Raw genomic sequence first — 25,100 nt, 5'->3', positions numbered from 1 at the left:
ACACTTATCTGGCCTGGGTAGCGGGTCAAGGGGAGGCCGGATAAGCACAGCGCCATCCGGCATAATACCGCGCATCAACGGTGCGTTTTGCCCGGCATCCGGGGATCGTCTTTGTATTCGGCGGTTGCAATCCACGCCGCGCAGAACAGCGTCAGACGTGCGAAAAAGTAGAAGAACGCCATCAGTCCCAGTACGGAACCAAACGCCGCGCCAGAGGGCGATTTCACCAGCGCCGGCAGCGTCCAGGTCATGATGATTTTAATGACTTCAAAGCCAATCGCCGCAATCAGCGTGCCGCGAATCAATGCCTTTTTACGTGGACGATGACGCGGCAGACGCCAGAAAATCCAGAAGAACAACAGGTAGTTGGCAAAAATGGAGATCGCCAGGCCAATCAACCGCCAGGTGGGCTTTAGCCACTCAATGCTGTCGAGATAGAGGGCGGAGATAATCATCTGTTGCGCCGAACCGGCGACCGAGGTGATCGACAGCGTCACAATCAGTGCAATCAACAGGCCAATCAGTGAGATGAAATCGCGGAGATATTTGATCCAGATTTTTTCCTGATCCTGCGGCGTGCGCTCCCAGACGTCCCGCGACTGGGCGCGGATCGCCTCGCGCAGGTTGCCCATCCAGTTAATCCCGGAGTAGAGGGCGATCCCTAACCCGACCAGACCAACGGTGGTACGCTGCTGTACCGCCGTATTGATGGTGCTTTTCAGCGTAGCGGCAAGCGTCGGGTCGCTGACGTTCATCAGGATTTTAGTGAAGATGTCCTGCAACAGCGTGGGATGCGAGGCAAGAATAAAGCCTGCGGCGGCAAACGACACCATCAGGATGGGGATCATCGACAAAAACGAGAAGTAGGTAATGGCCGCGCCGAACTGGTTACCTAACCGATCGTTAAAGCGTTCAGCCGCGCGGAGCAGATGCGCAATCACCGGAATGCGCTGGATTTTTTCGACGGTGGTGGTCACCGTTTTTAGCGTCTCGCTGGCGGTGCTTTTCTTCTCGTGCTCGGCGTCCCCGGTCGTGTCGATTTTGCGTACCGGGTCGTGTTCAAGTTCCTGAGTGGGGCGTTTTACGTCGTTATCCTGCATCATCAGGTCAGGCGTCCTTTTTTTGTTAATTCTCTGGACAGTATAGCGTCTCAGTCCACGTAGTCCTTCATTACCCCGGTCAGCCACTCCATAAACAGGTGCACACGGCGTGAAAGATTACGCCGGTGTGGGTAAAGCAGCGATACCGGCATCGGCAAGGCGCGGTATTGCGGCAGCACCTCAACGAGCGTGCCATTGCGTAACGCCTCACGAACCCCGACGCGCGGAACCTGAATAATTCCCAGCCCAGCCAGACAGGCGGCGTGATAGGTTTCGGTGCTGTTAACCGTTAGCGTACCGCCGGTTTTTATCCACTGTGTCCCGCTGCTGGTGGCGATTTCAAAGCCTGGCGGTCGTGTTCCCAGATTTTGCGAGTAATGTACTACCGCATGGGAGGCGAGGTCTTCAAGGCTTTCCGGATAGCCAAAACGCGTCAGGTACTGTTGGCTGGCGCAGTTGATCACGGTAAGCATGCCCAGCGGACGCGCGATCAGGCCCGAGTCTTTCAGCTTGCCGACGCGCACCACGCAGTCAAAACCTTCGCGGATCAAATCCACCAGTCGGTCACTGCTGCTGAGCTCCAGTTCAATCCCAGGGTACTGCTGCAAAAAGGCGGGCAGGCGGGGGATCACCAGATTTCGCGCGACGCCAACCGGCATATCGACTCGTAGCTTACCGCTGATGCTGGTGGGATCGTGCTGAAACAGACCGTCCAGTTCATCCAGATTGCTCAACAGATCTTTCGCCCGTTCGTAATAGACCATGCCGTCCTGCGTCAGTTGTACCCGCCGCGTGGTGCGGTGTAAAAGCTGGGTGCTAAGATGGTTTTCCAGCGCCTGAATCTGGCGCGATACGCTACCTTTCGGGAGTCCGAGCGTGTCGGCTGCGCGAGAAAAACTCTCCAGCTCTGCGACACGAATGAATAACTGCATTGCATGAATTTTATCCATCCTGTAGCCCTATTGTTGTTCCAGATGAAACAGTCATGCGCAATTAGCGACATTTATTGTTTTTCTATCACCTAATAAGCTTTACCTCAATCCACACAACAGCTGAAATGAGGTTTCTTATGACGCAACGTATCGCATTGGTGACCGGCGGGAGCCGCGGGCTGGGTAAAAACGCCGCGCTTAAGCTGGCGGACAAAGGAACGGATATTCTCTTTACTTACCACAGTCAACAGCAGGCGGCGCGGGATGTCGTCGCTGAAATTGAGCAAACAGGCAGGAAAGCGGCGGCAATTCAATTGAATGTCGGTGATAGTGCCAGTTTTGCAGCTTTTGCCTCTGAGGTGAAAACGCAGTTGCAAACGCACTGGAACAGAGAGACGTTTGATTATTTAGTGAACAATGCCGGGATCGGGTTATACGCGCCGTATGCTGATACCTCAGAAGAGATGTTCGACGAACTGATGCGCATCCATTTTAAAGGTCCGTTTTTCCTGACGCAGCACCTGTTGCCGTTGATTAACGAGGGCGGACGTATTCTTAATGTTTCAACCGGGCTGGCGCGTTTTGCCCTGCCGGGGTATGCCGCCTACGCGTCAATGAAAGGGGCGATGGAAGTGCTGACGCGCTACCAGGCGAAAGAACTGGGTGCGCGTGGGATCTCGGTGAATGCCATTGCGCCCGGCGCCATTGAGACCGATTTTGGCGGTGGCCATCTGCGGGATAATAAAGAACTGAATGCGTATGTGGCTTCGCAGACGGCGCTGGGCCGCGCCGGTTTGCCCGATGATATTGGCGATGCGATTGCGGCGTTACTCAGCGACGAACTGGCATGGATGACGGCGCAGCGTATTGAAGTCTCGGGCGGGATGTTCCTGTAAGCTGAATTCAGCGAGCCTTTACGTGCGATGAATGATCATGAAATGCGAATTTTAATTCTGTAACATAATTTCGCGCAGGCGATAATTTCTTTTCTCCTGCGCGTTCGTTATTCTCACTGAGATTTAATTTTCAATTAAGATAATGGGGGGGTAAAATATAAGGAATTCCTTAAGTCATTGCCCGTTTTTTATCCCCGGATGTAATTCTCGTGTTTCAGCTGTAAAAAAATGTTTTTTTACTTCTCTCCCGACGTGATATCTGTAAAATGGCCCCCCGCCAAATGGCGAATGTTTATTTTACCCATCGGGTAATACCCTTCCCCTCCTTAATGTTATTATCGGAAACGGTGGAGAGAGTAATGCAAATCATCATGTTTGACAGGCAGTCAATATTTATTCATGGAATGAAAATCAGTTTACAGCAACGAATTCCAGGAGTGAGTATTCAGGGTGTCAGTCAGGCCGATGAACTCTGGTATAAACTGGAAGAAAACCCGGAAGCCCTGCTCATGCTGGATGGCGATCTTGATGGTGAGTTTTGCCGTTGGATCCTGCAAAAAACGGTGCAACAGTTCCCCCTCGTCAAAACCTTAATTATCGCGACGGACTGCGCGAAAAAAGGATTACAGGAACTGACGCAATATAATGTGCTCGCGATTATTTCCCGCGATTCTGAACCGGAAAAATTTGTACTGGCGATCAATAGCGTTGCGATGGGGATGATGTTTTTACCTGGCGAATGGCTAACGACTCCGGCTGCGGAATATCGTGATATTCATGCATTAAGCGCCCGGCAGAGGGAAATTTTGACGATGCTGGCATCAGGCGAGTCAAATAAGGAAATTGGCCGGGCGTTAAATATCAGTACCGGAACGGTGAAAGCGCATCTTGAATCACTCTACCGCCGACTGGATGTTAAAAATCGCACCCAGGCGGCGATGCTGTTGGTTCAGCCTTAATACCCTGCAGTGATATTACGACCGGGATCCTGCGGTCGTAATATATTCCTGTTTTAATAACCCCAGCAGCCAATCATTCTGCCAGCGCTGTTGTAGCCAGTAACTCTCCCTGAGCGTCCCTTCCAGTATAAATCCCACTTTCTCCAGCACATGCCGGGAAGCCTGATTACCTTCAGTGACACAAGCGGTCAGACGGCGCAGACCGCCGGTGGTAAATGCGTAATCGCAGACGGCGCGTAGTGATTCTGTCCCGTATCCCTTTCCCTGCGCGCCGGGCGTCAACAAGAACCCGACCTCAGCACAGACTTCCCCTCGATGAATATAGCCCGTCACCCCGAGCGGCTTGTGGCTTTCGTTATCGCACAGGAGCAAACACAGCCAGTGAGAGTCTCCTGGACACCATGTCGGTAAGCGAGAATCGAACGCTTCCCGAATGTCGCGCTCACTTCGCGCGTCGGCCACATGACGCATCACGTCCGGATCCTGCTGCAGCGCGAGAAAAAAGGGCCAGTCGGCAGAGGTTATCGGGCGACAGGTCAGGCGGGCTGTTTTCAGTATGGGCACAGGGCTATCTCCTGGGATATTTCTCAATGTTCACGTAGCGGTCACTGTATTAATTATTGAACTTGTTATATCTATAAAAACTAATAATTAAAACAAAGAACTAAAGCAAAATTAATGGTCTCCGTATGGGGGCGCTTTTAGCGAAGGAAGAGAATGACGATTAGCGTTTTGACGACACGCACCACCTTTGAACACTGTCTGGGGATTATCCGCCAGGCTTCGGTGGAGATCCTGCTGATGCTGGGGGTGCATGCCTCTGACGGCAAAGATCCGCGATGGTTTCTGGAACACCTGGATCAAGCCCGGCTGAACCTGGGCGGCTGGAGCCAGGTCGCCCGGCGTTTGCATCTCAACGACGCGCAACTGAGCCAGTTCACGCTGCAACTGCGCCATCTCCAGCAGTGCGTACCGCAATATGACAGCGGGCAGGAGGTCAGTGAGAACCAACTGATTGCCGCCCTGCGCGTGGTCAGGTCGCTGGAATTGCTGCGCCATCATCAATCGTTACTCAATTTTAAAACGGACATTGAAGAGGCCGACCACAGTCAGCAAGTACGCGCAGAACGGCAGTTACGCACGATTGAGTTAACCCTGACTGCGCTTATCTCGCAGATGTGGCCGGATAAAACGCAGCTCAATAATTACCTCAAAGACAACTTTGGCGCGGATAAGCTCAGACGCTGGATTAAGCTGGGTGAACGCCAGGATCCGCTGAATGGGATGCGTTTTAGCGAGCTGGCGCTGATGATTGTCGATAAAAAGACCTTCACCCGCCACTATTCCGGCATCTTTAACGATGCGTCAGTGCTGAACCTGTTTGTTGAACCGCGCCTGACGCTGCGGGTGTTTCTCGATGACTGTCGCCAGGCGCGTAACACGGTGCTGGCCGGGGAGCCGCTGTCTTCGGCACAGTTGACGTTACTCTCCTGCCAGTTTCAGCATATTGTCCGTCCTGTCCAGCGGGCCTATGAGCAAGGGCGCGCCCGCATTAATCCGGCGGCGTTAATGATTGTGGAAGAGGGGCAACTGGCGCAGTTTTGGGAGGAGGCGCGGAAAAAGGACCGTCAGGCGGGAGGCGATACCGAGGAAATTGGCGAATCCATTGAACCCCTGCGCAAGCGTTCGCTGCGCACGGCGGAAGAACGTGAACAACTGATCACTGGCGTGCTCTGGGGCGCGGTGGGGCTCATGGTGATCGCCATCCTGGGCGGTGGAGCGTGGTTAGTGAGTTCGCAACCGCCCGCGCCCGCGCCGAACATCAAGATCACCCAGGCAGAGCCCAAGCGCGAATTGCCTTCCGCACGCGAAATGGTGACGCAGATGGGGATCACCTGGGATGTGTTTAACATGCGTGCGGCGATCGATCGCAATGACACCCGGATCACCGCGCTTTTTTTGCAGGGCGGTATGAACTGGCAGGTCTCGTGGACCGAAACGGCGTTTGCCCGCAACAATACCGATGTCCTCGAGTTACTGTTGCGCTACCCTTCGCAGATGGATGAAAGCAAACCGTGTCGACGCTTTATCAATACGTTGGGTCACGCCATGTCCGGTGGTGCGCCGCTGACGGGCGAACACAAAGCTTATCTGAAGCGTTTCTGCACAGTGCCTGCGGTGATAGCGCGACAGCAGCATGATACCGGGCAGGCAGAGCGGCGTTTCCGCGCCGATCCCAGCGCGGATAACGAGAAATGGCTGAAGATTCAGCGCGCCATTTTTGACGTGATAGAGTAACCGTTATGGTTCTCCATACAGCCCAATCAGGCGCCGTGCGACGCCGTTGGTCCAGCCAAAGCCATCCTGCAACGGATATTCGCCGCCGCCCCCTTCGCGCGGGGTGCCGCTGGCGATATGGTATTTCTCAATAAGCTTATGATGTTGCTGATAAAACTGATTCACCGTCTGCAGCCAGCTATGGGCGATTTCGTCTCCCAGCGCATCATCGCCGTACATCTTAAAACCCTGAATTGCCATCCATTGTAGCGGCGCCCAACCGTTGGGTTTATCCCACTGCTCGCCGGTTTCGTACTCGGAGGCCATAATGCCGCCGGGCGTCAACAGGCGAGCACGCACGGTATCCCCCAGCCGATCGGCCTGTTCATGGGTCGCCATCCCGACGTAAAGCGGGACAATGCTGGCGGCAGAGAACAGCGCCATTTGCTCCCGCCGCCAGTCATAGTCGCGAAAGCAGCCATTTTCCTCATCCCACAGATAGCGGTTGACGGCAGCCCGTCGATTGCTCGCCTTCTGGCGGAACAGTGCCTCAACGTCACGTTCGCCTTTTAGCGCTGAAATATTGGCGATGGTGCTCTCCAGTTTGAACAGAAAGGCGTTGAGATCGATAGGGATAAACTGCGTGGTGCGAATGCTCGCCAGTCGTGTGGGGTCACGTAGCCAGCGGGAAGAATAGTCCCAGCCCGATGCCGCACCGGCGCGCAGATCGCGGTACACCTCGTTCGGCGGACGACCAGAATGTTTGGCAGTTTCCACATCTTCCAGCCATGATTCATCGCGCGGCGTGTCGCGGTCATCCCAGTAGCGGTTGAGCAGTGAACCGTCCGGCATCCTGACGGCATGGCGATATGCCTGGTTGAGCACCAGCGACTCTGCGCCGTCCATCCAGAAGGCATACTCCATCTTCAGATGGTCGAGGTAGCGCCGTGCGCCGCGAACGCCGTCCTCTTCGAACAGTTCGACCATCAGCGCAAACACCGGCGGCTGCGAGCGGCTGAGGTAATAAGTACGGTTGCCGTTCGGAATATGGCCGTAGTTTTCAATCATCCACGCAAAGTTATCTGCCATACATTTCAGCAGGTCTTCGCGACCGCTTTCCGCCAGACCCAGCATGGTGAAATAGGAATCCCAGTAGTAGGTTTCGCTGAATCGACCACCTGGCACGATATAGGATTGCGGTAGCGCCAGCAGCGATGACCACGGAATATGATCCTGCGGCTCGCGGGTGAGTACCGGCCACAACTGGTCAATATGCTCTTTCAGCGAATTTTCCGGGTTGGAAACATACGCGCTGTCGAAGACTTCAGGCAGCCAGAAGTGATTTTCGACAAAGCGGCGTAAATCGAAATCCCGATGACGACGGACTTTGCGGTAGCGAATCAGAATATCGAGCGGATCCATTTTCGGCGCACAGTCAGGAAACGTTTTGCTGTCGGCAAAAATTTTCGAGGATTGTACATGCTCGAACAGTTCAAGATAGCGATCGGCTGGTGTCAGGGCGTCAGAGGCGGGGAGCCCCTCAATCATCTCAGGTTCCGGTTCTGCTTCAATCATCTCATCCAGTTTTAACTCGCACGGATCCGTTTCGTAGAAAAGATCGACGTCGATCGTGATTTCCTCTGACGGGGCGTGTTGCAGTTTCTGGTTGATCATAATGAGAAAGACCTCCGGATGGCGTCGTAAAGGATACGGGTGTTGCCCGGCTGTCTTTTAAGCGTAGACATTCGCTTCGGTGTGTGCGGTGCAAAGTGTGCGGCAGATCACGTTTACACAATCGCCGCAAACCGGGAAAAAAGCACAATACATTGATAATCGGTGATAATTTTTATTACGTGTCGACTGGCGAATCCCTATTTTCGGAACATTCGAATGAAACGAATTGTGAATATTGTCGGGACGTCGCCTGGATAAGGTTTCCTACCCCGCTGAATACGGGGATTACCATTTCTCATCACGCGCGTCACGACGCCCTTCGCGGCGGTTTTCACGTTTATCCTGGCGGCACTGGGAATTACTTTCATCGTTATTCCGGACACATTCCCGTTTTGTTTCACGACCGTCCTGACGGGCATCCTGGCGGATCTCACGGGCGTCCTGACGTTTTTCAGCCCGCGCGGTGGCATGCGCCGGGAGTGTCACAACCGGGAATAAAACGACGGCAATTAAAGCAGGAAGTAATGTCTTTCTCATCGGGTAAAACCTCTTAAAATAAATAGCATTAGATACTATTAGCGCGGCAAGTATTGCTGCGGATTTTAATTTATACCCGGGGGAAAGTCGTGTTATGAGGAGGAACTAAATTGTCCATTTTTAAATTGCAGAAAAAACCCCGTGAAATCACGGGGTCAGGAACATTAACGCATGGTCACAAACTCTTCCGCTGCCGTCGGGTGAATGGCCACGGTGTTGTCGAAGTCTTTCTTGGTGGCGCCCATTTTCAGCGTTACTGCAAAGCCCTGCAACATTTCATCCATGCCAAAGCCGATACCGTGGATGCCGACGATTTTCTCTTCCGGGCCGACGCAGACTAACTTCATGCGGCACGGCTGGCGGTGTGAGGTTACCGCGGTATACATTGCAGTAAACGAAGATTTATACACTTTCACCTGCGCATCGCCATACTGCTCGCGCGCCTGCGGTTCGGTCAGACCTACGGTGCCAATCGGCGGGTGGCTGAAGACCACGGTAGGAATATTGCTGTAGTCCAGATGCTCGTCCGGCTTGTTGTTAAACAGGCGCTCAGAAAGACGGCGACCTGCCGCAACAGCAACTGGCGTCAGCTCGACAGCGCCGGTGTTATCTCCGACCGCATAAATCCCGTCCACGCTGGTATTCTGGTATTTATCGACGACGATATACCCTTTGTCGTTGGTTTTTACGCCGGTCGCTGCCAGGTTGAAATTATCGGTTGCCGGTTCACGACCAATCGCCCAAATCAGGCAATCGACCGTTTCACTGCGACCGTCTTCCAGTTCAAGCGTCAGGCTACCGTCGGCGTTTTTCACGACCGCTTTCGGAATGGCGTGGGTGTGAAGCGTCGGGCCTTCGGCATTCATCACTTCCACCAGCGTTTCGGTAATCATCGGGTCAAAACTGCGCAGTGGCGCATGCTTACGCACGAACAGATGGGTTTTGGCACCCAGACCGTTAATCACGCCCGCCAGTTCAACGGCGATATAACCGGCACCGACAACCGCGACGCGCTCCGGCAGGGCCGGCAGTTCAAAGAAACCATCGGAGTCGATACCGTATTCCACGCCCGGAATATCCGGGTGGCTCGGACGACCCCCCGTGGCGATGAGAATGTGATCGGCAGTAATTGTTTCACCGTTGACTTCAATGGTTTTGGCATCGACGAAGCGGGCAAAACCTTTGATCACATCAACGTTATTTTTACCCAGCACGTTGTCATACGAGGTGTGAATGCGGTCGATATAGGCAGTACGGCTGGCAATCAGCGTATCCCAGTTGAATTTATTGATCGTGGTGTCAAACCCGTAGTCCGGACCATACAGGTGGATCGCTTCACGGATCTGCGCAGCATGCCACATTACTTTTTTCGGGACGCACCCGACGTTAACGCAGGTGCCGCCCAGCGCTTTGGCTTCAATCAGCGCACACTTCTGGCCGTACATGGCTGCACGGTTAATCGAGGCGATACCGCCGCTGCCACCGCCGATGGCGATGTAGTCATAATGCTTGCTCATGCGTCTTTTCCTTACGTTCTGATTGCCGCGATTGTATACCTGAAATCAATAGTTTCCACCGATGGCTGCAATTACTCAGGCACGATCCAGTTTACTAAGGTATGCCCGGTACCCGCTGGCACCAGCTTGCTGTGCAGCCACGGTAGCACTGTGTTCATTTGTGCTTCCAGCTTCCACGGCGGGTTGACCACAATCATGCCGGAGGCGGTCATGCCGCGCTGGTCGCTGTCCGGGCGGACCGCCAGCTCAATTTGCAGGATTTTACGGATGCCGGTCGCTTCCAGATCGTGCACCATGCGCTTGATTTGCTGGCGTAACACGACCGGATACCACAGCGCATACGTCCCAGTGGCAAAACGTTTATAGCCTTCGCTAATCCCGGCGACAACGGCCTGGTAGTCCGATTTAATCTCGTAAGGCGGGTCGATGAGAATCAAACCACGACGAGAGACCGGCGGCAGCTTTGCCTTCAGTTGCTGATAGCCGTCGGCACGGGCTACGCGGGCACGTTCATCTTTCTGGAATTCACCTCGCAGCAGCGGGAAATCACTCGGATGCAGCTCCGTCATATGCAGGCTGTCCTGCTCGCGCAGCAGTTGACGCGCGATCAGCGGGGAGCCGGGGTAGTAACGCAGTTGCCCGCTACGGTTGAAGTGTTTGACCACGCCGATGTACGGCTCGAGTTCGGCCGGCAGATCGTCCTGCTGCCAGATGCGGGCGATACCTTCCAGGTATTCACCAGTGCGTTCAGCATGCTCGCCGCTTAGCTGATAACGGCCCGCGCCTGCATGGGTGTCCAGATAGAGAAACGGCTTCTCTTTCTCTTTGAGCGACTCGATGATCAGGCTCTGAACCGTGTGTTTAAGGACGTCGGCGTGGTTGCCAGCGTGGAAGCTGTGGCGATAACTGAGCATGGGTAAACGTGTTCCAGGTTGTAAACGTAGGCCCGATTAGCGTCACGCTTTCGGGCGAATAAAAAGCCTATCGCCACAGTATACAGAAAACTCACCGCTGCCGCGAAAGCGCAACGCCTGGCATTGAAATCCTCTACACTTATCCCCATTCTACAGGGATATTGCACAGCGCCGGACGCGCGCGACATTCACCTTATTCTAACAGGACAGCGTTTATGACCAATCCTTTACTGACGCCTTTCGAGCTACCGCCTTTTTCCAACATTCAGCCGGAACATGTGGTCCCGGCGGTAACCAAAGCGCTGAACGACTGCCGTGAGAATGTGGAGCGCGTCGTAGCACAGGGCGCACCCTACAGCTGGGAAAATCTTTGCCAACCGTTGGCGGAAGTCGATGACGTCCTGGGGCGTATTTTTTCTCCGGTCAGCCATCTGAATTCAGTAAAAAACAGCCCGGAACTGCGCGAAGCCTACGAGCAAACCCTGCCGTTGCTATCGGAATACAGCACCTGGGTCGGTCAGCATGAAGGTTTATACAAGGCATACCGTGACCTGCGTGACGGCGATCATTACGCCACGCTGAACACCGCACAGAAAAAAGCCGTGGATAACGCGCTGCGTGATTTTGAGCTCTCCGGGATTGGCCTGCCGAAAGAAAAACAGCAGCGCTACGGTGAGATCGCCACCCGCCTGTCTGAACTGGGCAACCTGTACAGCAACAACGTCCTCGACGCCACCATGGGCTGGACGAAGCTGATTACTGATGAAGCAGAGCTGGCCGGGATGCCGGAAAGCGCGCTGGCGGCAGCAAAAGCACAGGCTGAAGCGAAAGAGCAGGAAGGCTATCTGCTGACGCTGGATATCCCGAGCTACCTGCCGGTGATGACTTACTGTGACAACGGGCAGCTTCGTGAAGAGATGTATCGTGCCTATGTGACCCGGGCGTCCGATCAAGGACCTAACGCCGGTAAATGGGACAACAGCCCGGTGATGGCGGAAATTCTCGCCCTGCGCCACGAGCTGGCGCAACTGCTGGGCTTTGAAAGCTATGCCTTTAAATCGCTCGCCACCAAAATGGCGGAAAACCCGCAGCAGGTGCTGGAGTTTTTAACCGATCTGGCAAAACGCGCGCGTCCGCAAGGCGAGAAAGAGCTGGCGCAACTGCGCGCCTTCGCGAAAACGGAGTTTGGCGTCGATGAGCTGAACCCGTGGGATATCGCGTACTACAGCGAAAAACAGAAGCAGCATCTCTACAGCATCAGTGATGAGCAATTACGTCCGTACTTCCCGGAAAACAAAGCCGTTAACGGCTTGTTTGAAGTGGTGAAACGTATTTATGGTATTACCGCAAAAGAGCGTAAGGATGTGGATGTCTGGCATCCGGACGTGCGTTTCTTTGAGCTGTATGACGAAAACAATGAACTGCGCGGCAGCTTCTATCTCGATCTCTATGCCCGTGAGCACAAACGCGGCGGGGCGTGGATGGATGACTGCGTCGGTCAGATGCGTAAATCCGACGGCTCACTGCAAAAACCGGTCGCTTACCTGACCTGTAACTTTAACCGCCCGGTGAATGGCAAACCGGCGCTGTTCACCCACGATGAAGTGATCACTCTGTTCCACGAATTTGGTCACGGCCTGCATCACATGCTGACCCGCATCGAGACCGCTGGCGTTTCCGGGATCAACGGCGTGCCGTGGGATGCGGTCGAGCTGCCGAGCCAGTTTATGGAAAACTGGTGCTGGGAACCGGACGCGCTGGCGTTTATCTCCGGCCATTACGAGACTGGCGAACCGCTGCCGAAGGAATTACTGGATAAAATGCTGGCGGCGAAGAACTACCAGGCGGCGCTGTTTATCCTGCGTCAGTTGGAGTTCGGTCTGTTTGACTTCCGTCTGCATGCGGAATTTGACCCGCAGCAAGGGGCGAAAATCCTCGAAACGCTGGCGGAAATCAAAAAACAGGTCGCCGTGGTGCCGGGGCCGTCTTGGGGGCGTTTCCCGCATGCATTCAGTCACATTTTCGCCGGTGGTTATGCGGCGGGGTATTACAGCTACCTGTGGGCTGATGTGCTGGCTGCGGATGCGTTCTCTCGCTTCGAAGAAGAAGGCATTTTCAATCGCGATACCGGCCAGTCATTCCTGGATAACATCCTGACGCGTGGCGGGTCTGAAGAGCCAATGGAACTGTTCAAACGTTTCCGTGGCCGCGAGCCGCAGCTCGACGCGATGCTTGAGCATTACGGAATTAAAGGCTAGTTCTTCAGTGAAAATTTGTTTACTGGATGAAACAGGCGCCGGAGACGGCGCCTTATCTGTTCTGGCCTCCCGCTGGGGCCTGGAACACGACGAAAACAACCTGATGGCGCTGGTGCTGACACCGGAGCATCTGGAGTTGCGTAAGCGCGATGAACCGAAGCTCGGCGGTATTTTCGTGGATTTTGTCGGCGGGGCGATGGCCCATCGCCGCAAGTTCGGCGGCGGTCGCGGTGAAGCGGTGGCAAAAGCGGTGGGCGTTAAAGGCGACTATTTGCCAGATGTCGTCGATGCGACTGCGGGTCTGGGGCGTGATGCATTCGTTCTGGCCTCGGTCGGCTGTCATGTGCGGATGCTGGAGCGTAACCCGGTGGTGGCGGCGCTACTTGATGATGGTCTGGCGCGCGGCTATGCCGATGCGGAAATCGGTCCGTGGTTGCAGGCACGACTGCAGCTGATCCATGCCTCCAGCCTGACGGCGCTGACGGATATCACGCCGCGTCCGCAGGTGGTCTATCTCGACCCGATGTTTCCCCACAAACAGAAAAGCGCGCTGGTGAAAAAAGAGATGCGCGTCTTTCAGTCGCTGGTGGGCCCGGATCTGGACGCCGACGGCTTGCTGGAACCAGCGCGTCAGCTCGCAACCAAACGCGTGGTGGTGAAACGCCCGGACTACGCGCCGCCGCTGGCGGATGTTGCTACGCCAAATGCAGTGGTGACCAAAGGGCACCGGTTTGATATTTATCCCGGCACGCCTCTGGCGGATGAACAGATCGCCTGATGGCGCTTCGCGTATCCGGGCTACGACGCGGTGTGGGTAGACCGGATGAGGCGTGAGCCGCCATCCGGCAATCACGATTATTGCGCGGTATCCGGTGTATTAATCATCCGGTTCAGCCACGGCACCATCAGCGCCATTACGACGGTGACAGCCAGCGTCACCAGCCCGATTTTACTGAACACGCCGGTATAGATCGGCAATGTCTGCAGCGGATCGGTGATGTTTTCCGGGACGGCAGTAAAGGTCGCGACGTAACCCCCCAGCAGGAACGCAGCAGCCTGCGTCAGGAACCACATCCCAAGAATAAAGCCCATCAGATGCTGCGGAACCAGTGCCGCGACCATCGCCAGCCCCAGCGCGCTAATCAGCAACTCGCCGAGGCTCTGTAACAGATAAACCAGTACGATAAACCACGGTGACGTCAGTCCCTGCGCATCGGCAAACCACATGCCTGCCGCTGCGGCGGTCAGAAAGCCCAGCGAGCACAGGAACATCCCGAGGGTAAACTTCATCGGCATCGTCAGGTCTTTGCCTTTGCTACCCAGACGCGTGTAGATCGCCGCCAGCACCGGGCTGGCAACCACCACCCAGAACGGGTTCAGTGCCTGAAAGCTCACCGGGTTAATCGTGAAACCGAGGATCTCATGGTGAACGTTATTGATGGCAAAGAAATTCAGTGATGTCGGCATCTGCGCATACAGAATGTAAAACAGTACCGCTTCGAGCATCAGGATAAACGCCACAAACATCTTGTTGCGCCCGGTTTTATCCAGCCTGAAAGCCTGGCGGAAGAAGATAATGGTCACCGCAATCGACAGAACAATCAGCACCAGGTTGGCGATTTTCACGTTGTGCATCAACCAGGCGCAGAGAAAGACCATCGCCACGGTGCCAATCAGGACATACAGCAGATTGTGGAAGCTCATCGGCAGATGGTCTGGCTCGGAACCGATATCTTTCACCATACCGCGGCAGGCGAAATAGACCAGCAGCGCGACAATCAGCCCCGCTCCGCACAGGTTATAGGTGACGGCATAACCAAACTTATCTGCGATCACCGGCGCCAGCGACAGCGACAGCAGCGAACCGATGTTTATCGACATGTAGAACAGTGTGAATGCGCCATCCAGACGTGGATCTTTTGGCGGATAGCATTTGGAGAGCAGGCTTGCCGGGTTCGCTTTAAACAGACCGTTGCCGACGGCAATCGTCCCAAGCGCGATAAAAATAAGGTCCGGTTTGAGCAGCGACATTCCCGTCATGAAGTAACCAAGCGCCAGCACAACCGCGCCCAGCACCAGCGTACGTTTGGTGCCGAGCAGGTGGTCGCCAACGTACCCCCCAATCGAGATCAGACCGTAGACCAGTGCGGCAAAGGCACCGAAGGTGATAAACGCCTGCTCTTGTGAGAATCCCAGTTGCTTAACAAAGAAAACCGCCAGGATACCCTGAACGCCGTAATAGCCAAATCGTTCCCATAACTCGACAAAAAAGATCATGAAGAACGGGCGGGGTTGCTGCAGCAAACCCGTTGGTGCAGATGTATTCATATTGCTTCGCCTTTCAATGCCATCCCGAAAAGTATGAACGCGTAATACGAAACGCGCCGAAAAAGTCTGACTCTGTTATAGACTGCGGCCATTAGCCGGTAGCGTAGAGTATTATACAGATTGATTTCGTTCTAATTAGTTGATCACACTAATTATGATTGGAGGGATGGGAGGTTGTACTGATCGTTTGTGGAGAGGACAGAAACAAAAACGCCCGCAAAGGCGGGCGCTCTGACATGACCGGATAACCCGGTTAGCGATGTTTTATTCTTCTTCGTCGCGTAGCGGAACAATCAGCATATCGACGTGAACAGTGTTGATCAGCTGGCGCGCGGAGGACATCAGTTTGCTCCAGAAGTCCTGGTGATGACCGCAAACGACCAGGTCCATGTCGTATTTCTTGATGGCGTCAACCAGCACCTGACCCAGATCGCCGCTGCCGCTCAGGGTTTCGGTAATCGGATAGCCTGCGTTGGTGGACAGTTCGGTCAGTGCGTGGTGAGTTTCTTCAGAAATGCGTTTTTGCATGTCGCCCAGATTGACGTCGATCAGGCCGGTATACAGGTCAGAGTAGTTCACATCAACGTGGATAAGGGAAACTTTTGCGTTGTACGGCCGTGCCATAGAGACGGCTTTTTCTACCAGAACTTTGCTTTCCGGAGAAAGATCAACCGCGATGAGAATATGTTTGTAAGCCATAGTATTACTCCTTCCATAAAGTTGTCGATGACCAGCCAGCTAGCGATTTTTCTACCTTGCGTCACTCGCGTCCTGCGAACTGTGCGATATGTCTACGCGGGGCTAGCTCAGCCGCGATGAAGTGAATTGTAGAGACTATCCTTACAGTATAGCGACCTGGATAATCCGTCAATCCGCCTTGCTTACCAAATAGTTAAACAAAATATTTAGATAATTGCATTGATAGTGATTAACCTTCTGGCAAAAAAATTAACTGATCTCCTACACTATTTAGAGAGCCGCTCTGATGATAAGCTCAAAATGAGCGGTTTTTAGTCGTACTTTTTCATTGACTGTCTGGCAAGTTTCGGGGAGCGGTAGTCCCGGAGCGGAGCTCCGTGGGCGGGTCGCCGGGGAGGTCGTATGATAAGCACCGTTGCATTATTCTGGGCATTATGTGTTGTTTGCATTGTGAATATGGCGCGCTATTTCTCGTCGCTACGCGCGCTGCTCGTGGTACTTCGTGGTTGCGATCCTTTGCTCTATCAGTATGTTGATGGGGGCGGCTTTTTCACCTCGCACGGCCAACCCAATAAGCAGGTACGCCTGGTGTGGTATATCTACGCCCAGCGCTACCGCGATCATCATGATGATGAGTTTATCCGCCGCTGTGAGCGGGTACGTCGTCAGTTCATTCTGACCAGCGCGCTATGTGGGCTCGTGGTGGTCAGTCTTATTGCCCTGTTGATTTGGCACTGAGCAAAAAAAAGCGGGCCAGTTTCCTGACCCGCTTGTTACGGTAATTTCTTTTCTCTTTGCGCTTAAATCAGCTTCAGCGAGATCCAGTACAGGGTACCGGACAGCAGAATCGCTGCGGGTAATGTGAACACCCATGCCATCAGAATGCTGGTCACCGTTTTACGTTGCAGACCGCCACCGTCGACAACCATCGTCCCCGCGACGGAGGAAGAGAGTACGTGGGTGGTGGACACCGGCATCCCGGTGTAGCTGGCCAGACCGATAGAGACCGCCGCCGTCATCTGCGCAGACATCCCCTGAGCATAGGTCATGCCTTTCTTACCAATCTTCTCACCGATGGTGGTCGCCACGCGGCGCCAGCCGATCATGGTACCAATACCCAGCGCCAGCGCGACCGCCATGATGATCCAGATTGGCGCATACTCAATGGTGCTCAGCATATCGGTTTTCAGTTTCTTCAGCAGACGCTGGTCGTCAGCGCTCACGCCCGGCAGTTTCGTCACTTTATCGGTCGTGTCGGAAATGCACAGCATGATGCGACGCAGTTGGCCGCGCTGCTCAACGCTCAGCTTGTCATAGCTTTCCACATTGTTCGACAACATCGCCTTCGCGCGATCCAGCGCGTTAAGGGTGTTTGCCGGATGGCAGTGGAATTCTGCCGGCTGCGTTGCGGCCGGTTCCGGAGACGGAATCAACTGATCGACGCCCGTCACCTGTTTCAGCAGATCAGGATGCTGCTGGAAGTAGATTTCGACGTTGTTGATGGCATCACGAGTACGGGTGATTTCATAACCCGAAGCATTCATATTTACCACGAAGCCCGCTGGCGCCACACCAATCAGAACCAGCATGACCAGACCAATGCCTTTCTGACCGTCGTTCGCGCCATGCGAGAAGGCCACGCCGATAGCAGAAAGAATCAGGGCGATACGGGTCCAGAACGGCGGCTTTTTCTTGCCGTCTTTCTTTTCACGTTCCGCTGGTGTGAGGTGAATACGGGCGCGTTTTTTAGTCCCGCTCCAGTAGCGACGCAGAAGGAAAATCAGGCCGCCTGCAACCACCAGGCCAACGATGGGCGAGACGATCAGCGAGGCAAAAATACCGATGACTTTCGGGATGTTGAGTGCGTCCACCACTGACGTGCCGGTCATCAGGGCATTGGTTAAACCGATGCCGATAATCGCGCCGATCAGCGTGTGGGAACTGGAGGCGGGTAACCCAAAGTACCAGGTACCCAGGTTCCAGATGATCGCGGCGAGCAGCATGGAAAACACCATCGCAAGTCCATGCGAAGATCCCATGTTGAGCAGGAGATCGGTCGGTAACATATGCACGATGGCATAGGCTACGCTGAGACCGCCCAGCAGCACACCAAAGAAGTTGAACACCGCAGCCATGACCACCGCAAGTTGCGAACGCATCGCACGGGTGTAGATCACGGTTGCGACTGCGTTGGCTGTATCATGGAAGCCGTTGATTGCTTCGTAGAACAGCACAAAAGCCAGAGCAAGCAATAATAAAAGCCCGGTATGTAAATCCAGGCCAGCAAACAAATGTAGCATAGGACGTTACGCCATCTTGAGGACATGAACGCGGCGCATTATCAGTGACTTTAGCGGCGCGGGCAAAGTGAAATATAGACTTTTTTTGATTTAACGTCTGAATACAATAGTGCCCATAAAGAATTATCTTATATATTTCATATAAATACTTCTTCCTAAGGATTTTGTCGCTGGTGCGACCACTGAGATAACTTTACAATTCACGCCCTGAATTCAGAGAGGAACGTAAAGTGGAAAGGTTTGATGCCATTATTATAGGCGCTGGCGCGGCAGGTATGTTCTGTGCAGCACAGGCAGGACAGGCCGGCAGTCGGGTGCTGCTTATTGATAATGGAAAGAAGCCTGGCCGCAAGATCCTCATGTCCGGTGGGGGTCGCTGCAACTTTACCAACCTTTATGTTGAGCCAGCGGCTTATTTAAGCCAAAACCCGCATTTTTGCAAATCTGCGCTGGCGCGCTATACCCAGTGGGATTTTATCGATCTCGTCAGTAAGCACGGCATCGCCTGGCATGAAAAAACGCTCGGGCAACTTTTTTGCGATGACTCCGCGCAGCAAATCGTCGATATGCTGGTGGCGGAATGTGAAAAAGGCAATGTAACCCTGCGCTTACGCAGTGAAGTGCTGAGCGTTGCGCAGGATGACGACGGTTTTACGCTGGCGCTGAACGGGGCGACTGTCGGTGCGAAAAAGCTGGTGATTGCCTCCGGCGGACTGTCGATGCCCGGTCTGGGCGCGTCACCGTTTGGCTATAAAATTGCCGAACAGTTTGGTCTGAACGTTCTGCCAACCCGCGCCGGGCTGGTACCGTTTACCCTGCACAAACCGCTGCTGGAGCAGCTTCAGGTGCTGTCTGGCGTTTCCGTTCCGTCGGTCATCACCGCGCAGGACGGTACCGTCTTTCGTGAAAATCTGCTCTTTACCCATCGCGGCCTTTCTGGTCCTGCGGTTTTACAAATTTCCAGCTTCTGGCAGCCAGGCGAATTTGTCAGCATTAATTTACTGCCAGATGTCAGTCTGAATGACGTCCTGAACGAACAGCGCAGCGCCCATCCGAATCAAAGCCTGAAGAATACGCTGGCGATGCTGCTGCCGAAGCGTCTGGTCGAGTGCCTGCAACAGCTCGGGCAGATCCCTGACGTCTCGCTCAAACAGCTCAACGTGCGCGACCAGCAGGCGTTGACGGACACGTTGACCGACTGGCGCGTACAGCCGAACGGCACTGAAGGCTATCGCACGGCAGAAGTGACGCTTGGCGGGGTAGACACCCACGAACTGTCGTCACGTACCATGGAAGCGCGCAAGGTGCCGGGTCTTTACTTTATCGGCGAAGTGATGGACGTCACCGGCTGGCTGGGCGGTTATAACTTCCAGTGGGCGTGGTCCAGCGCCTGGGCATGTGCACAGGATCTTGCCGGGGAGTAAGTCATTCACCCTGTATATCATTACCAACCATAAGCGAATAGACATCACCCATAATGATGCTAGTATTCCATTGATACTAGCTATGAGTATGCGTGTTTCATTTACGGCCAGGAACGCTGATGATGACAACATTACTACCCGTTTTTCGCACTTCTCTGTCATTCACTTTCCTTCACGGCGAGCGCAGTCATGACGTCTGTACGCCGCCCGGCTACTCTCACTTTTTCCTTCTCATCCCGGAGGGAAGATACCGCTGAACGCCCGTTCAGTGGGGTTTTGTGACACGCATTGTTTTCTAACAGGGATTATGGCGGGTCGATTATGGACAACATTAAACGTCATCTGACGTGGTGGGTTGTGGGCGCACTGGTGGTGATCGCTGCTGGCGTGTGGTGGGGTCTACGGCCCGCAGGCGTACCGGACGGTTTTGCTGCCAGCAACGGCAGAATCGAGGCGACGGAAGTGGACATTGCCACCAAAATCGCCGGACGTATTGATACCATCCTCGTGACTGAGGGGCAGTTCGTTCGCCAGGGCGAAGTGCTGGCGAAGATGGATACCCGCGTGTTGCAGGAGCAACGGCTGGAAGCCATCGCACAAATCAAAGAGGCCGAAAGCGCCGTGGCGGCTGCACGGGCGCTGCTCGAACAGCGGCAAAGCGAAACCCGCGCTGCCCAGTCGGTAGTGAAACAGCGTGAAGCCGAGCTGGATTCCGTCTCCAAACGTCACGTCCGTTCCCGCTCGCTCTCCCAGCGTGGCGCGGTCTCGGCGCAACAACTGGATGACGATCGTGCCGCCGCGGAAAGCGCACGCGCGGCGCTGGAGTCGGCAAAGGCGCAGGTCTCTGCGACGAAAGCAGCGATTGAAGCCGCGCGCACCAGCATTATCCAGGCGCAAACCCGCGTCGACGCCGCGCAGGCGACCGAACGGCGGATTGTCGCGGATATCGAAGACAGCGAGCTTAAAGCCCCGCGTGATGGCCGGGTTCAGTACCGCGTGGCGGAGCCGGGAGAAGTACTGGCGGCGGGCGGTCGGGTGCTGAATATGGTCGATCTCAGCGATGTTTACATGACATTCTTTCTGCCCACCGAACAAGCAGGTCTGCTGAAAATTGGCGGTGAAGCCCGTCTGGTGCTTGATGCCGCGCCGGACCTGCGTATTCCCGCCACGATCAGTTTTGTCGCCAGCGTCGCGCAGTTCACGCCGAAAACCGTTGAAACCAGCGATGAGCGCCTGAAGCTGATGTTTCGCGTCAAGGCGCGGATCCCCCCTGAATTACTCCAGCAGCATCTGGAATATGTCAAAACCGGCTTGCCAGGCATGGCGTGGGTGAGACTAAACGAACAGCTTCCCTGGCCTGACTCGCTGGCGGTGAGGTTGCCGCAATGACCGCTCTGGCGCTGGTTCCCGTTCCTCCCGTGGCGCACCTTGACGGCGTGAGTCAGCATTACGGGACCACGGTGGCGCTGAATAACATCACGCTGGATATCCCCGCGCGCTGCATGGTGGGGTTGATCGGCCCCGACGGCGTGGGGAAATCAAGCCTGCTGTCGCTCATTTCCGGTGCCCGGGTGATTGAGCAAGGCAACGTCATGGTGTTGGGCGGCGATATGCGCGATCCGAAACACCGTCGTGACGTCTGCCCGCGTATTGCGTGGATGCCGCAGGGCCTGGGAAAAAACCTGTATCACACGTTGTCGGTGTATGAGAACGTCGACTTCTTCGCCCGTTTGTTCGGTCATGACAAAGCCGAGCGCGAAGCGCGGATTACGGAGTTACTGAACAGCACCGGTCTGGCGCCGTTTCGCGATCGTCCGGCGGGGAAACTCTCGGGCGGGATGAAACAGAAGTTGGGTCTGTGCTGTGCGCTGATCCATGACCCGGAATTATTGATACTGGATGAACCGACCACCGGTGTTGATCCCCTGTCTCGCGCCCAGTTCTGGGATCTGATAGAGAATATTCGTCAGCGGCAGACCAACATGAGTGTGCTGGTGGCGACGGCATATATGGAAGAGGCCGAGCGTTTCGACTGGCTGGTGGCGATGAACGCAGGCGAGGTGCTGGCGACCGGCAGCGCGCAGGAACTCCGCGATAAAACCGCCAGCGCGACGCTGGAGCAGGCGTTTATCGCCCTGTTACCACAGGCGCAGCGGCAGGCGTATCAGCCGGTGGTGATTCCGCCGTATCACGCAGAACAGGAAGACATTGCCATTGAGGCAAAAGACCTGACCATGCGCTTTGGCAATTTTGTCGCCGTCGATCACGTCAACTTCCGCATCCCGCGTGGGGAGATTTTTGGCTTCCTCGGTTCCAACGGCTGCGGTAAATCGACCACCATGAAGATGCTGACCGGGCTGCTGCCTGCCAGTGAAGGGGAGGCCTGGCTGTTCGGTCAACCAGTCGACCCGAAGGATATCGACACCCGTCGTCGGGTGGGCTACATGTCGCAGGCGTTTTCGCTGTACAGCGAGCTGACCGTTCGACAGAACCTTGAACTCCACGCCCGGTTGTTTCACATCCCGGAAGCGGAAATCCCCCGACGCGTTCAGGAGATGAGCGAACGTTTTATGCTGGCGGAGGTTGAGGATTCGTTGCCCGAGTCGCTCCCGCTAGGCATTCGACAGCGGCTGTCGCTGGCAGTGGCGGTGATCCATCGCCCGGAAATGTTGATCCTCGACGAACCGACCTCCGGCGTTGACCCGGTGGCGAGGGACATGTTCTGGCAATTGATGGTCGATTTGTCGCGTCAGGACAAAGTGACCATTTTTATCTCCACTCACTTTATGAACGAAGCTGAGCGCTGTGACCGTATGTCGTTAATGCATGCCGGAAAAGTGCTCGCCAGCGGTACGCCGCAGGAACTGGTTGAGCGGCGCGGGGCTACAAGCCTTGAAGAGGCGTTTATCTCCTGGCTCCAGGAGGCTGCGGGCCCGGCGCCTGAAACCTCTGTGCCGGTGGACACAAAGCATGAAGAGGCGAAGCCACCGCGTCAGGGATTCAGCCTGCGGCGATTGTTCAGCTACAGTCGTCGCGAAGCGCTGGAACTCAGGCGCGATCCGGTGCGTTCGACGCTGGCGCTGCTGGGCACGGTGATCCTGATGCTGATCATGGGTTACGGCATCAGCATGGACGTCGAAAACCTGCGTTTTGCCGTGCTCGATCGCGATCAAACCGTCAGCAGCCAGGCCTGGTCATTGAATCTGGCAGGCTCACGCTACTTCATTGAACAACCGCCGTTGACCAGCTATGACGATCTCGACCGGCGGATGCGTTCCGGCGAGGTGGCAGTAGCCATCGAAATCCCACCTAACTTTGGTCGTGACATTGCGCGCGGGACGCCGGTGGAGATTGGCGTCTGGGTGGATGGCGCCATGCCCAGCCGTGCCGAGACGGTAAAAGGCTACGTGCAGGCGATGCACCAGAGCTGGCTACAGGACGTGGCGAGCCGCCAGCCGATGCTAGTAGGGCAGAGTGGACTCATGAACATTGAAACACGCTATCGCTACAACCCAGATGTGAAAAGTCTGCCAGCGATTGTTCCGGCGGTCATTCCGCTGTTGCTGATGATGATCCCGTCGATGCTGAGCGCACTGAGCGTGGTGCGGGAAAAAGAACTGGGGTCGATCATCAATCTGTATGTCACGCCCACCACCCGCAGTGAATTTTTGCTCGGTAAACAGTTGCCGTATATCGCGCTGGGGATGCTGAACTTCCTGCTGCTGTGCGCCCTGTCGGTGTTTGTGTTTGGCGTACCGCACAAGGGCAGTTTCCTCACGCTCAGCCTGGCCGCGCTATTGTATGTCACCATCGCCACGGGAATGGGGCTGCTGATCTCCACGTTCATGAAGAGTCAGATTGCGGCAATTTTTGGCACGTCCATCATTACCCTGATCCCGGCGACGCAGTTCTCCGGGATGATCGATCCGGTGGCGTCGCTGGAAGGACCGGGACGGTGGATCGGCGAGATCTATCCAACCAGCCATTTCCTGACGATCGCCCGGGGCACATTCTCGAAAGCATTGGATCTTACCGATCTCTGGCCGCTGTTTGTACCGCTGCTGATCGCCATTCCGGTGGTGATGGGGCTGAGCGTGCTGTTGCTGAAAAAACAGGAGGGGTGATGCGCCGACTACGCAATATTTATAATTTAGGCATCAAGGAGTTGCGCAGTCTGTTGGGCGATAAGGCGATGCTGACGCTGATCGTGTTTGCCTTTACCGTCTCGGTGTACTCCTCCGCGACCGTGCTGCCGGGGTCGCTGCATCTCGCGCCGATTGCCATTGCCGATATGGACCAGTCTCAACTCTCGAATCGTATCGTCAACAGCTTCTACCGTCCGTGGTTTTTACCGCCGGAGATGATCACCTCCGATGAGATGGATGCCGGGCTGGATGCGGGTCGCTATACCTTTGCGGTCAATATTCCGCCTAACTTTCAACGGGACGTGCTGGCCGGAAGGCAACCCGATATTCAGGTGAATGTTGACGCCACGCGCATGAGCCAGGCGTTCACTGGTAACAGCTACATCCAGAATATCATCAGCGGCGAAGTGAACAGTTTTGTCGCGCGTTATCGCGATAACAGTGAACCGCTGGTTTCGCTGGAGACCCGAATGCGCTTCAACCCGAACCTCGATCCGGCGTGGTTTGGCGGGGTGATGGCGATCATCAATAACATCACCATGCTGGCGATTGTGCTGACCGGTTCGGCGCTGATACGCGAACGTGAACACGGTACGGTGGAACACCTGCTGGTGATGCCGATCACCCCGTTTGAGATCATGATGGCGAAAGTCTGGTCAATGGGACTGGTGGTGCTGGTGGTCTCGGGGCTGTCGCTGATGTTGATGGTGAAAGGGGCGCTCGGCGTGCCAATTGAAGGGTCCATTCCGCTGTTCATGTTGGGTGTGGCGCTGAGTCTGTTCGCCACCACGTCGATCGGCATTTTTATGGGTACGCTGGCGCGCTCCATGCCGCAACTGGGGCTGTTGATGATTCTGGTGCTTTTGCCTCTGCAAATGCTTTCCGGCGGCTCCACGCCGCGCGAAAGCATGCCGCAGGTGGTGCAGGACATCATGCTGACGATGCCGACTACCCACTTCGTCAGCCTTGCGCAGGCCATACTCTATCGCGGCGCCGGGTTCAGCATTGTCTGGCCGCAGTTTCTGACGCTTCTCGCCATTGGCGCGGCGTTCTTCCTGATCGCATTGCTGCGGTTCAGAAAGACGATTGGCACGATGGCGTAATCAGATGCCGGATGGCGACGAAGTCTTATCCGGCCTA

At 55.2% G+C, this 25,100-nt stretch carries 20 protein-coding genes; 10 read left to right on the top strand and 10 right to left on the bottom strand.

The window, feature by feature from the left end; all coding sequences use genetic code 11:
- Positions 1-74: 74 nt before the first annotated feature.
- Positions 75-1,103, bottom strand: coding sequence for an inner membrane protein YhjD (yhjD, locus tag AOY24_RS08970; RefSeq protein ID WP_044253716.1), 1,029 nt, complete (start codon positions 1,101-1,103; stop codon positions 75-77).
- Between the two features lie 47 nt (positions 1,104-1,150).
- Complete coding sequence (locus AOY24_RS08965) at positions 1,151-2,050, bottom strand: LysR family transcriptional regulator (RefSeq protein WP_054176507.1); 900 nt, start codon at positions 2,048-2,050, stop codon at positions 1,151-1,153.
- Between the two features lie 119 nt (positions 2,051-2,169).
- On the opposite strand from AOY24_RS08965, the gene AOY24_RS08960 reads away from it, so the two are divergent.
- Complete coding sequence (locus AOY24_RS08960) at positions 2,170-2,928, top strand: SDR family NAD(P)-dependent oxidoreductase (RefSeq protein ID WP_054176506.1); 759 nt, start codon at positions 2,170-2,172, stop codon at positions 2,926-2,928.
- 359 nt (positions 2,929-3,287) lie between these two features.
- Positions 3,288-3,887: a response regulator transcription factor gene (locus tag AOY24_RS08955; RefSeq protein ID WP_042998534.1), complete on the top strand. Its 600-nt coding sequence runs from the start codon at positions 3,288-3,290 to the stop codon at positions 3,885-3,887.
- A gap of 15 nt (positions 3,888-3,902) precedes the next feature.
- Here the strand turns inward: AOY24_RS08955 and AOY24_RS08950 are convergent, their stop codons facing one another.
- On the bottom strand, positions 3,903-4,451 hold the full coding sequence (locus AOY24_RS08950) for a GNAT family N-acetyltransferase (protein ID WP_042998533.1): 549 nt from the start codon (positions 4,449-4,451) through the stop codon (positions 3,903-3,905).
- Between the two features lie 153 nt (positions 4,452-4,604).
- Here AOY24_RS08950 and AOY24_RS08945 point away from each other — a divergent pair, with 153 nt between their 5' ends.
- Positions 4,605-6,185 (top strand): STY4199 family HEPN domain-containing protein, encoded by a 1,581-nt coding sequence (locus AOY24_RS08945; protein ID WP_054176505.1) that lies wholly within the window; start codon positions 4,605-4,607, stop codon positions 6,183-6,185.
- Between the two features lie 3 nt (positions 6,186-6,188).
- On the opposite strand, the gene AOY24_RS08940 is transcribed toward AOY24_RS08945, so the two are convergent.
- From AOY24_RS08940 to AOY24_RS08925, 4 genes are all read right to left on the bottom strand, one after another.
- Positions 6,189-7,838: an alpha,alpha-trehalase gene (locus AOY24_RS08940; RefSeq protein ID WP_042998531.1), complete on the bottom strand. Its 1,650-nt coding sequence runs from the start codon at positions 7,836-7,838 to the stop codon at positions 6,189-6,191.
- Between the two features lie 285 nt (positions 7,839-8,123).
- Positions 8,124-8,375 (bottom strand): hypothetical protein, encoded by a 252-nt coding sequence (locus tag AOY24_RS08935; protein ID WP_054176504.1) that lies wholly within the window; start codon positions 8,373-8,375, stop codon positions 8,124-8,126.
- A 164-nt stretch (positions 8,376-8,539) separates the two neighbouring features.
- Entirely contained in the window at positions 8,540-9,892 is a 1,353-nt protein-coding gene (gene gorA / locus AOY24_RS08930; RefSeq protein WP_054176503.1) for a glutathione-disulfide reductase, read from the bottom strand.
- A gap of 71 nt (positions 9,893-9,963) precedes the next feature.
- Positions 9,964-10,806, bottom strand: a complete 843-nt coding sequence (locus AOY24_RS08925) for a 23S rRNA (adenine(2030)-N(6))-methyltransferase RlmJ (protein ID WP_042998528.1) — start codon at positions 10,804-10,806, stop codon at positions 9,964-9,966.
- A gap of 215 nt (positions 10,807-11,021) precedes the next feature.
- Between AOY24_RS08925 and prlC the strand changes: the two genes are divergently transcribed.
- Together prlC and rsmJ are read left to right on the top strand one after the other, a co-directional pair.
- Complete coding sequence (prlC, locus tag AOY24_RS08920; RefSeq protein ID WP_044253702.1) at positions 11,022-13,064, top strand: oligopeptidase A; 2,043 nt, start codon at positions 11,022-11,024, stop codon at positions 13,062-13,064.
- Positions 13,065-13,071: 7 nt separating this feature from the next.
- Positions 13,072-13,842 (top strand): 16S rRNA (guanine(1516)-N(2))-methyltransferase RsmJ, encoded by a 771-nt coding sequence (rsmJ, locus tag AOY24_RS08915; RefSeq protein ID WP_054176502.1) that lies wholly within the window; start codon positions 13,072-13,074, stop codon positions 13,840-13,842.
- A gap of 77 nt (positions 13,843-13,919) precedes the next feature.
- Here the strand turns inward: rsmJ and dtpB are convergent, their stop codons facing one another.
- Together dtpB and uspA are read right to left on the bottom strand one after the other, a co-directional pair.
- Positions 13,920-15,392, bottom strand: coding sequence for a dipeptide/tripeptide permease DtpB (gene dtpB / locus AOY24_RS08910; RefSeq protein ID WP_054176501.1), 1,473 nt, complete (start codon positions 15,390-15,392; stop codon positions 13,920-13,922).
- 264 nt (positions 15,393-15,656) lie between these two features.
- The gene (uspA, locus tag AOY24_RS08905; protein ID WP_000323571.1) at positions 15,657-16,091 is read right to left on the bottom strand and encodes a universal stress protein UspA; all 435 of its coding nucleotides are present in this window, start codon (positions 16,089-16,091) and stop codon (positions 15,657-15,659) included.
- Positions 16,092-16,493: 402 nt separating this feature from the next.
- Here uspA and uspB point away from each other — a divergent pair, with 402 nt between their 5' ends.
- A complete protein-coding gene (gene uspB / locus AOY24_RS08900; protein ID WP_042998524.1) occupies positions 16,494-16,829 on the top strand; it encodes a universal stress protein UspB in 336 nt (111 codons plus the stop codon).
- Between the two features lie 62 nt (positions 16,830-16,891).
- Here uspB and pitA read toward each other — a convergent pair whose 3' ends face one another.
- A complete protein-coding gene (gene pitA / locus AOY24_RS08895) occupies positions 16,892-18,391 on the bottom strand; it encodes an inorganic phosphate transporter PitA (RefSeq protein ID WP_042998523.1) in 1,500 nt (499 codons plus the stop codon).
- A 230-nt stretch (positions 18,392-18,621) separates the two neighbouring features.
- Here pitA and AOY24_RS08890 point away from each other — a divergent pair, with 230 nt between their 5' ends.
- The 4 genes from AOY24_RS08890 to AOY24_RS08875 all read left to right on the top strand — a co-directional run bounded on the left by AOY24_RS08890 (position 18,622) and on the right by AOY24_RS08875 (position 25,063).
- Complete coding sequence (locus tag AOY24_RS08890) at positions 18,622-19,815, top strand: NAD(P)/FAD-dependent oxidoreductase (protein ID WP_054176500.1); 1,194 nt, start codon at positions 18,622-18,624, stop codon at positions 19,813-19,815.
- A gap of 321 nt (positions 19,816-20,136) precedes the next feature.
- A complete protein-coding gene (locus AOY24_RS08885; RefSeq protein WP_042998521.1) occupies positions 20,137-21,204 on the top strand; it encodes an HlyD family secretion protein in 1,068 nt (355 codons plus the stop codon).
- Positions 21,201-23,939: a ribosome-associated ATPase/putative transporter RbbA gene (rbbA, locus tag AOY24_RS08880; RefSeq protein ID WP_054176499.1), complete on the top strand. Its 2,739-nt coding sequence runs from the start codon at positions 21,201-21,203 to the stop codon at positions 23,937-23,939. Before AOY24_RS08885 ends, rbbA begins: the two co-directional genes overlap by 4 nt.
- A complete protein-coding gene (locus AOY24_RS08875) occupies positions 23,939-25,063 on the top strand; it encodes an ABC transporter permease (RefSeq protein ID WP_054176498.1) in 1,125 nt (374 codons plus the stop codon). The genes rbbA and AOY24_RS08875 overlap by 1 nt, the downstream gene beginning before the upstream one ends.
- Positions 25,064-25,100 lie beyond the last annotated feature (37 nt).

This window comes from Citrobacter sp. CtB7.12 (assembly GCF_001297795.1).
GTDB classification, from domain to species: domain Bacteria; phylum Pseudomonadota; class Gammaproteobacteria; order Enterobacterales; family Enterobacteriaceae; genus Citrobacter_A; species Citrobacter_A amalonaticus.
This window is presented reverse-complemented; position numbering and strand designations above follow the sequence as displayed.

Coding starts and splice junctions, on each gene's coding strand:
- yhjD (WP_044253716.1), bottom strand. CDS start 1,103: ATGATGCAGGATAACGACGTAAAACGCCCCACTCAGGAACTTGAACAC.
- AOY24_RS08935 (WP_054176504.1), bottom strand. CDS start 8,375: ATGAGAAAGACATTACTTCCTGCTTTAATTGCCGTCGTTTTATTCCCG.
- AOY24_RS08960 (WP_054176506.1), top strand. CDS start 2,170: ATGACGCAACGTATCGCATTGGTGACCGGCGGGAGCCGCGGGCTGGGT.
- AOY24_RS08955 (WP_042998534.1), top strand. CDS start 3,288: ATGCAAATCATCATGTTTGACAGGCAGTCAATATTTATTCATGGAATG.
- AOY24_RS08965 (WP_054176507.1), bottom strand. CDS start 2,050: ATGGATAAAATTCATGCAATGCAGTTATTCATTCGTGTCGCAGAGCTG.
- AOY24_RS08875 (WP_054176498.1), top strand. CDS start 23,939: ATGCGCCGACTACGCAATATTTATAATTTAGGCATCAAGGAGTTGCGC.
- AOY24_RS08945 (WP_054176505.1), top strand. CDS start 4,605: ATGACGATTAGCGTTTTGACGACACGCACCACCTTTGAACACTGTCTG.
- AOY24_RS08925 (WP_042998528.1), bottom strand. CDS start 10,806: ATGCTCAGTTATCGCCACAGCTTCCACGCTGGCAACCACGCCGACGTC.
- AOY24_RS08940 (WP_042998531.1), bottom strand. CDS start 7,838: ATGATCAACCAGAAACTGCAACACGCCCCGTCAGAGGAAATCACGATC.
- AOY24_RS08885 (WP_042998521.1), top strand. CDS start 20,137: ATGGACAACATTAAACGTCATCTGACGTGGTGGGTTGTGGGCGCACTG.
- dtpB (WP_054176501.1), bottom strand. CDS start 15,392: ATGAATACATCTGCACCAACGGGTTTGCTGCAGCAACCCCGCCCGTTC.
- gorA (WP_054176503.1), bottom strand. CDS start 9,892: ATGAGCAAGCATTATGACTACATCGCCATCGGCGGTGGCAGCGGCGGT.
- uspA (WP_000323571.1), bottom strand. CDS start 16,091: ATGGCTTACAAACATATTCTCATCGCGGTTGATCTTTCTCCGGAAAGC.
- prlC (WP_044253702.1), top strand. CDS start 11,022: ATGACCAATCCTTTACTGACGCCTTTCGAGCTACCGCCTTTTTCCAAC.
- pitA (WP_042998523.1), bottom strand. CDS start 18,391: ATGCTACATTTGTTTGCTGGCCTGGATTTACATACCGGGCTTTTATTA.
- rbbA (WP_054176499.1), top strand. CDS start 21,201: ATGACCGCTCTGGCGCTGGTTCCCGTTCCTCCCGTGGCGCACCTTGAC.
- uspB (WP_042998524.1), top strand. CDS start 16,494: ATGATAAGCACCGTTGCATTATTCTGGGCATTATGTGTTGTTTGCATT.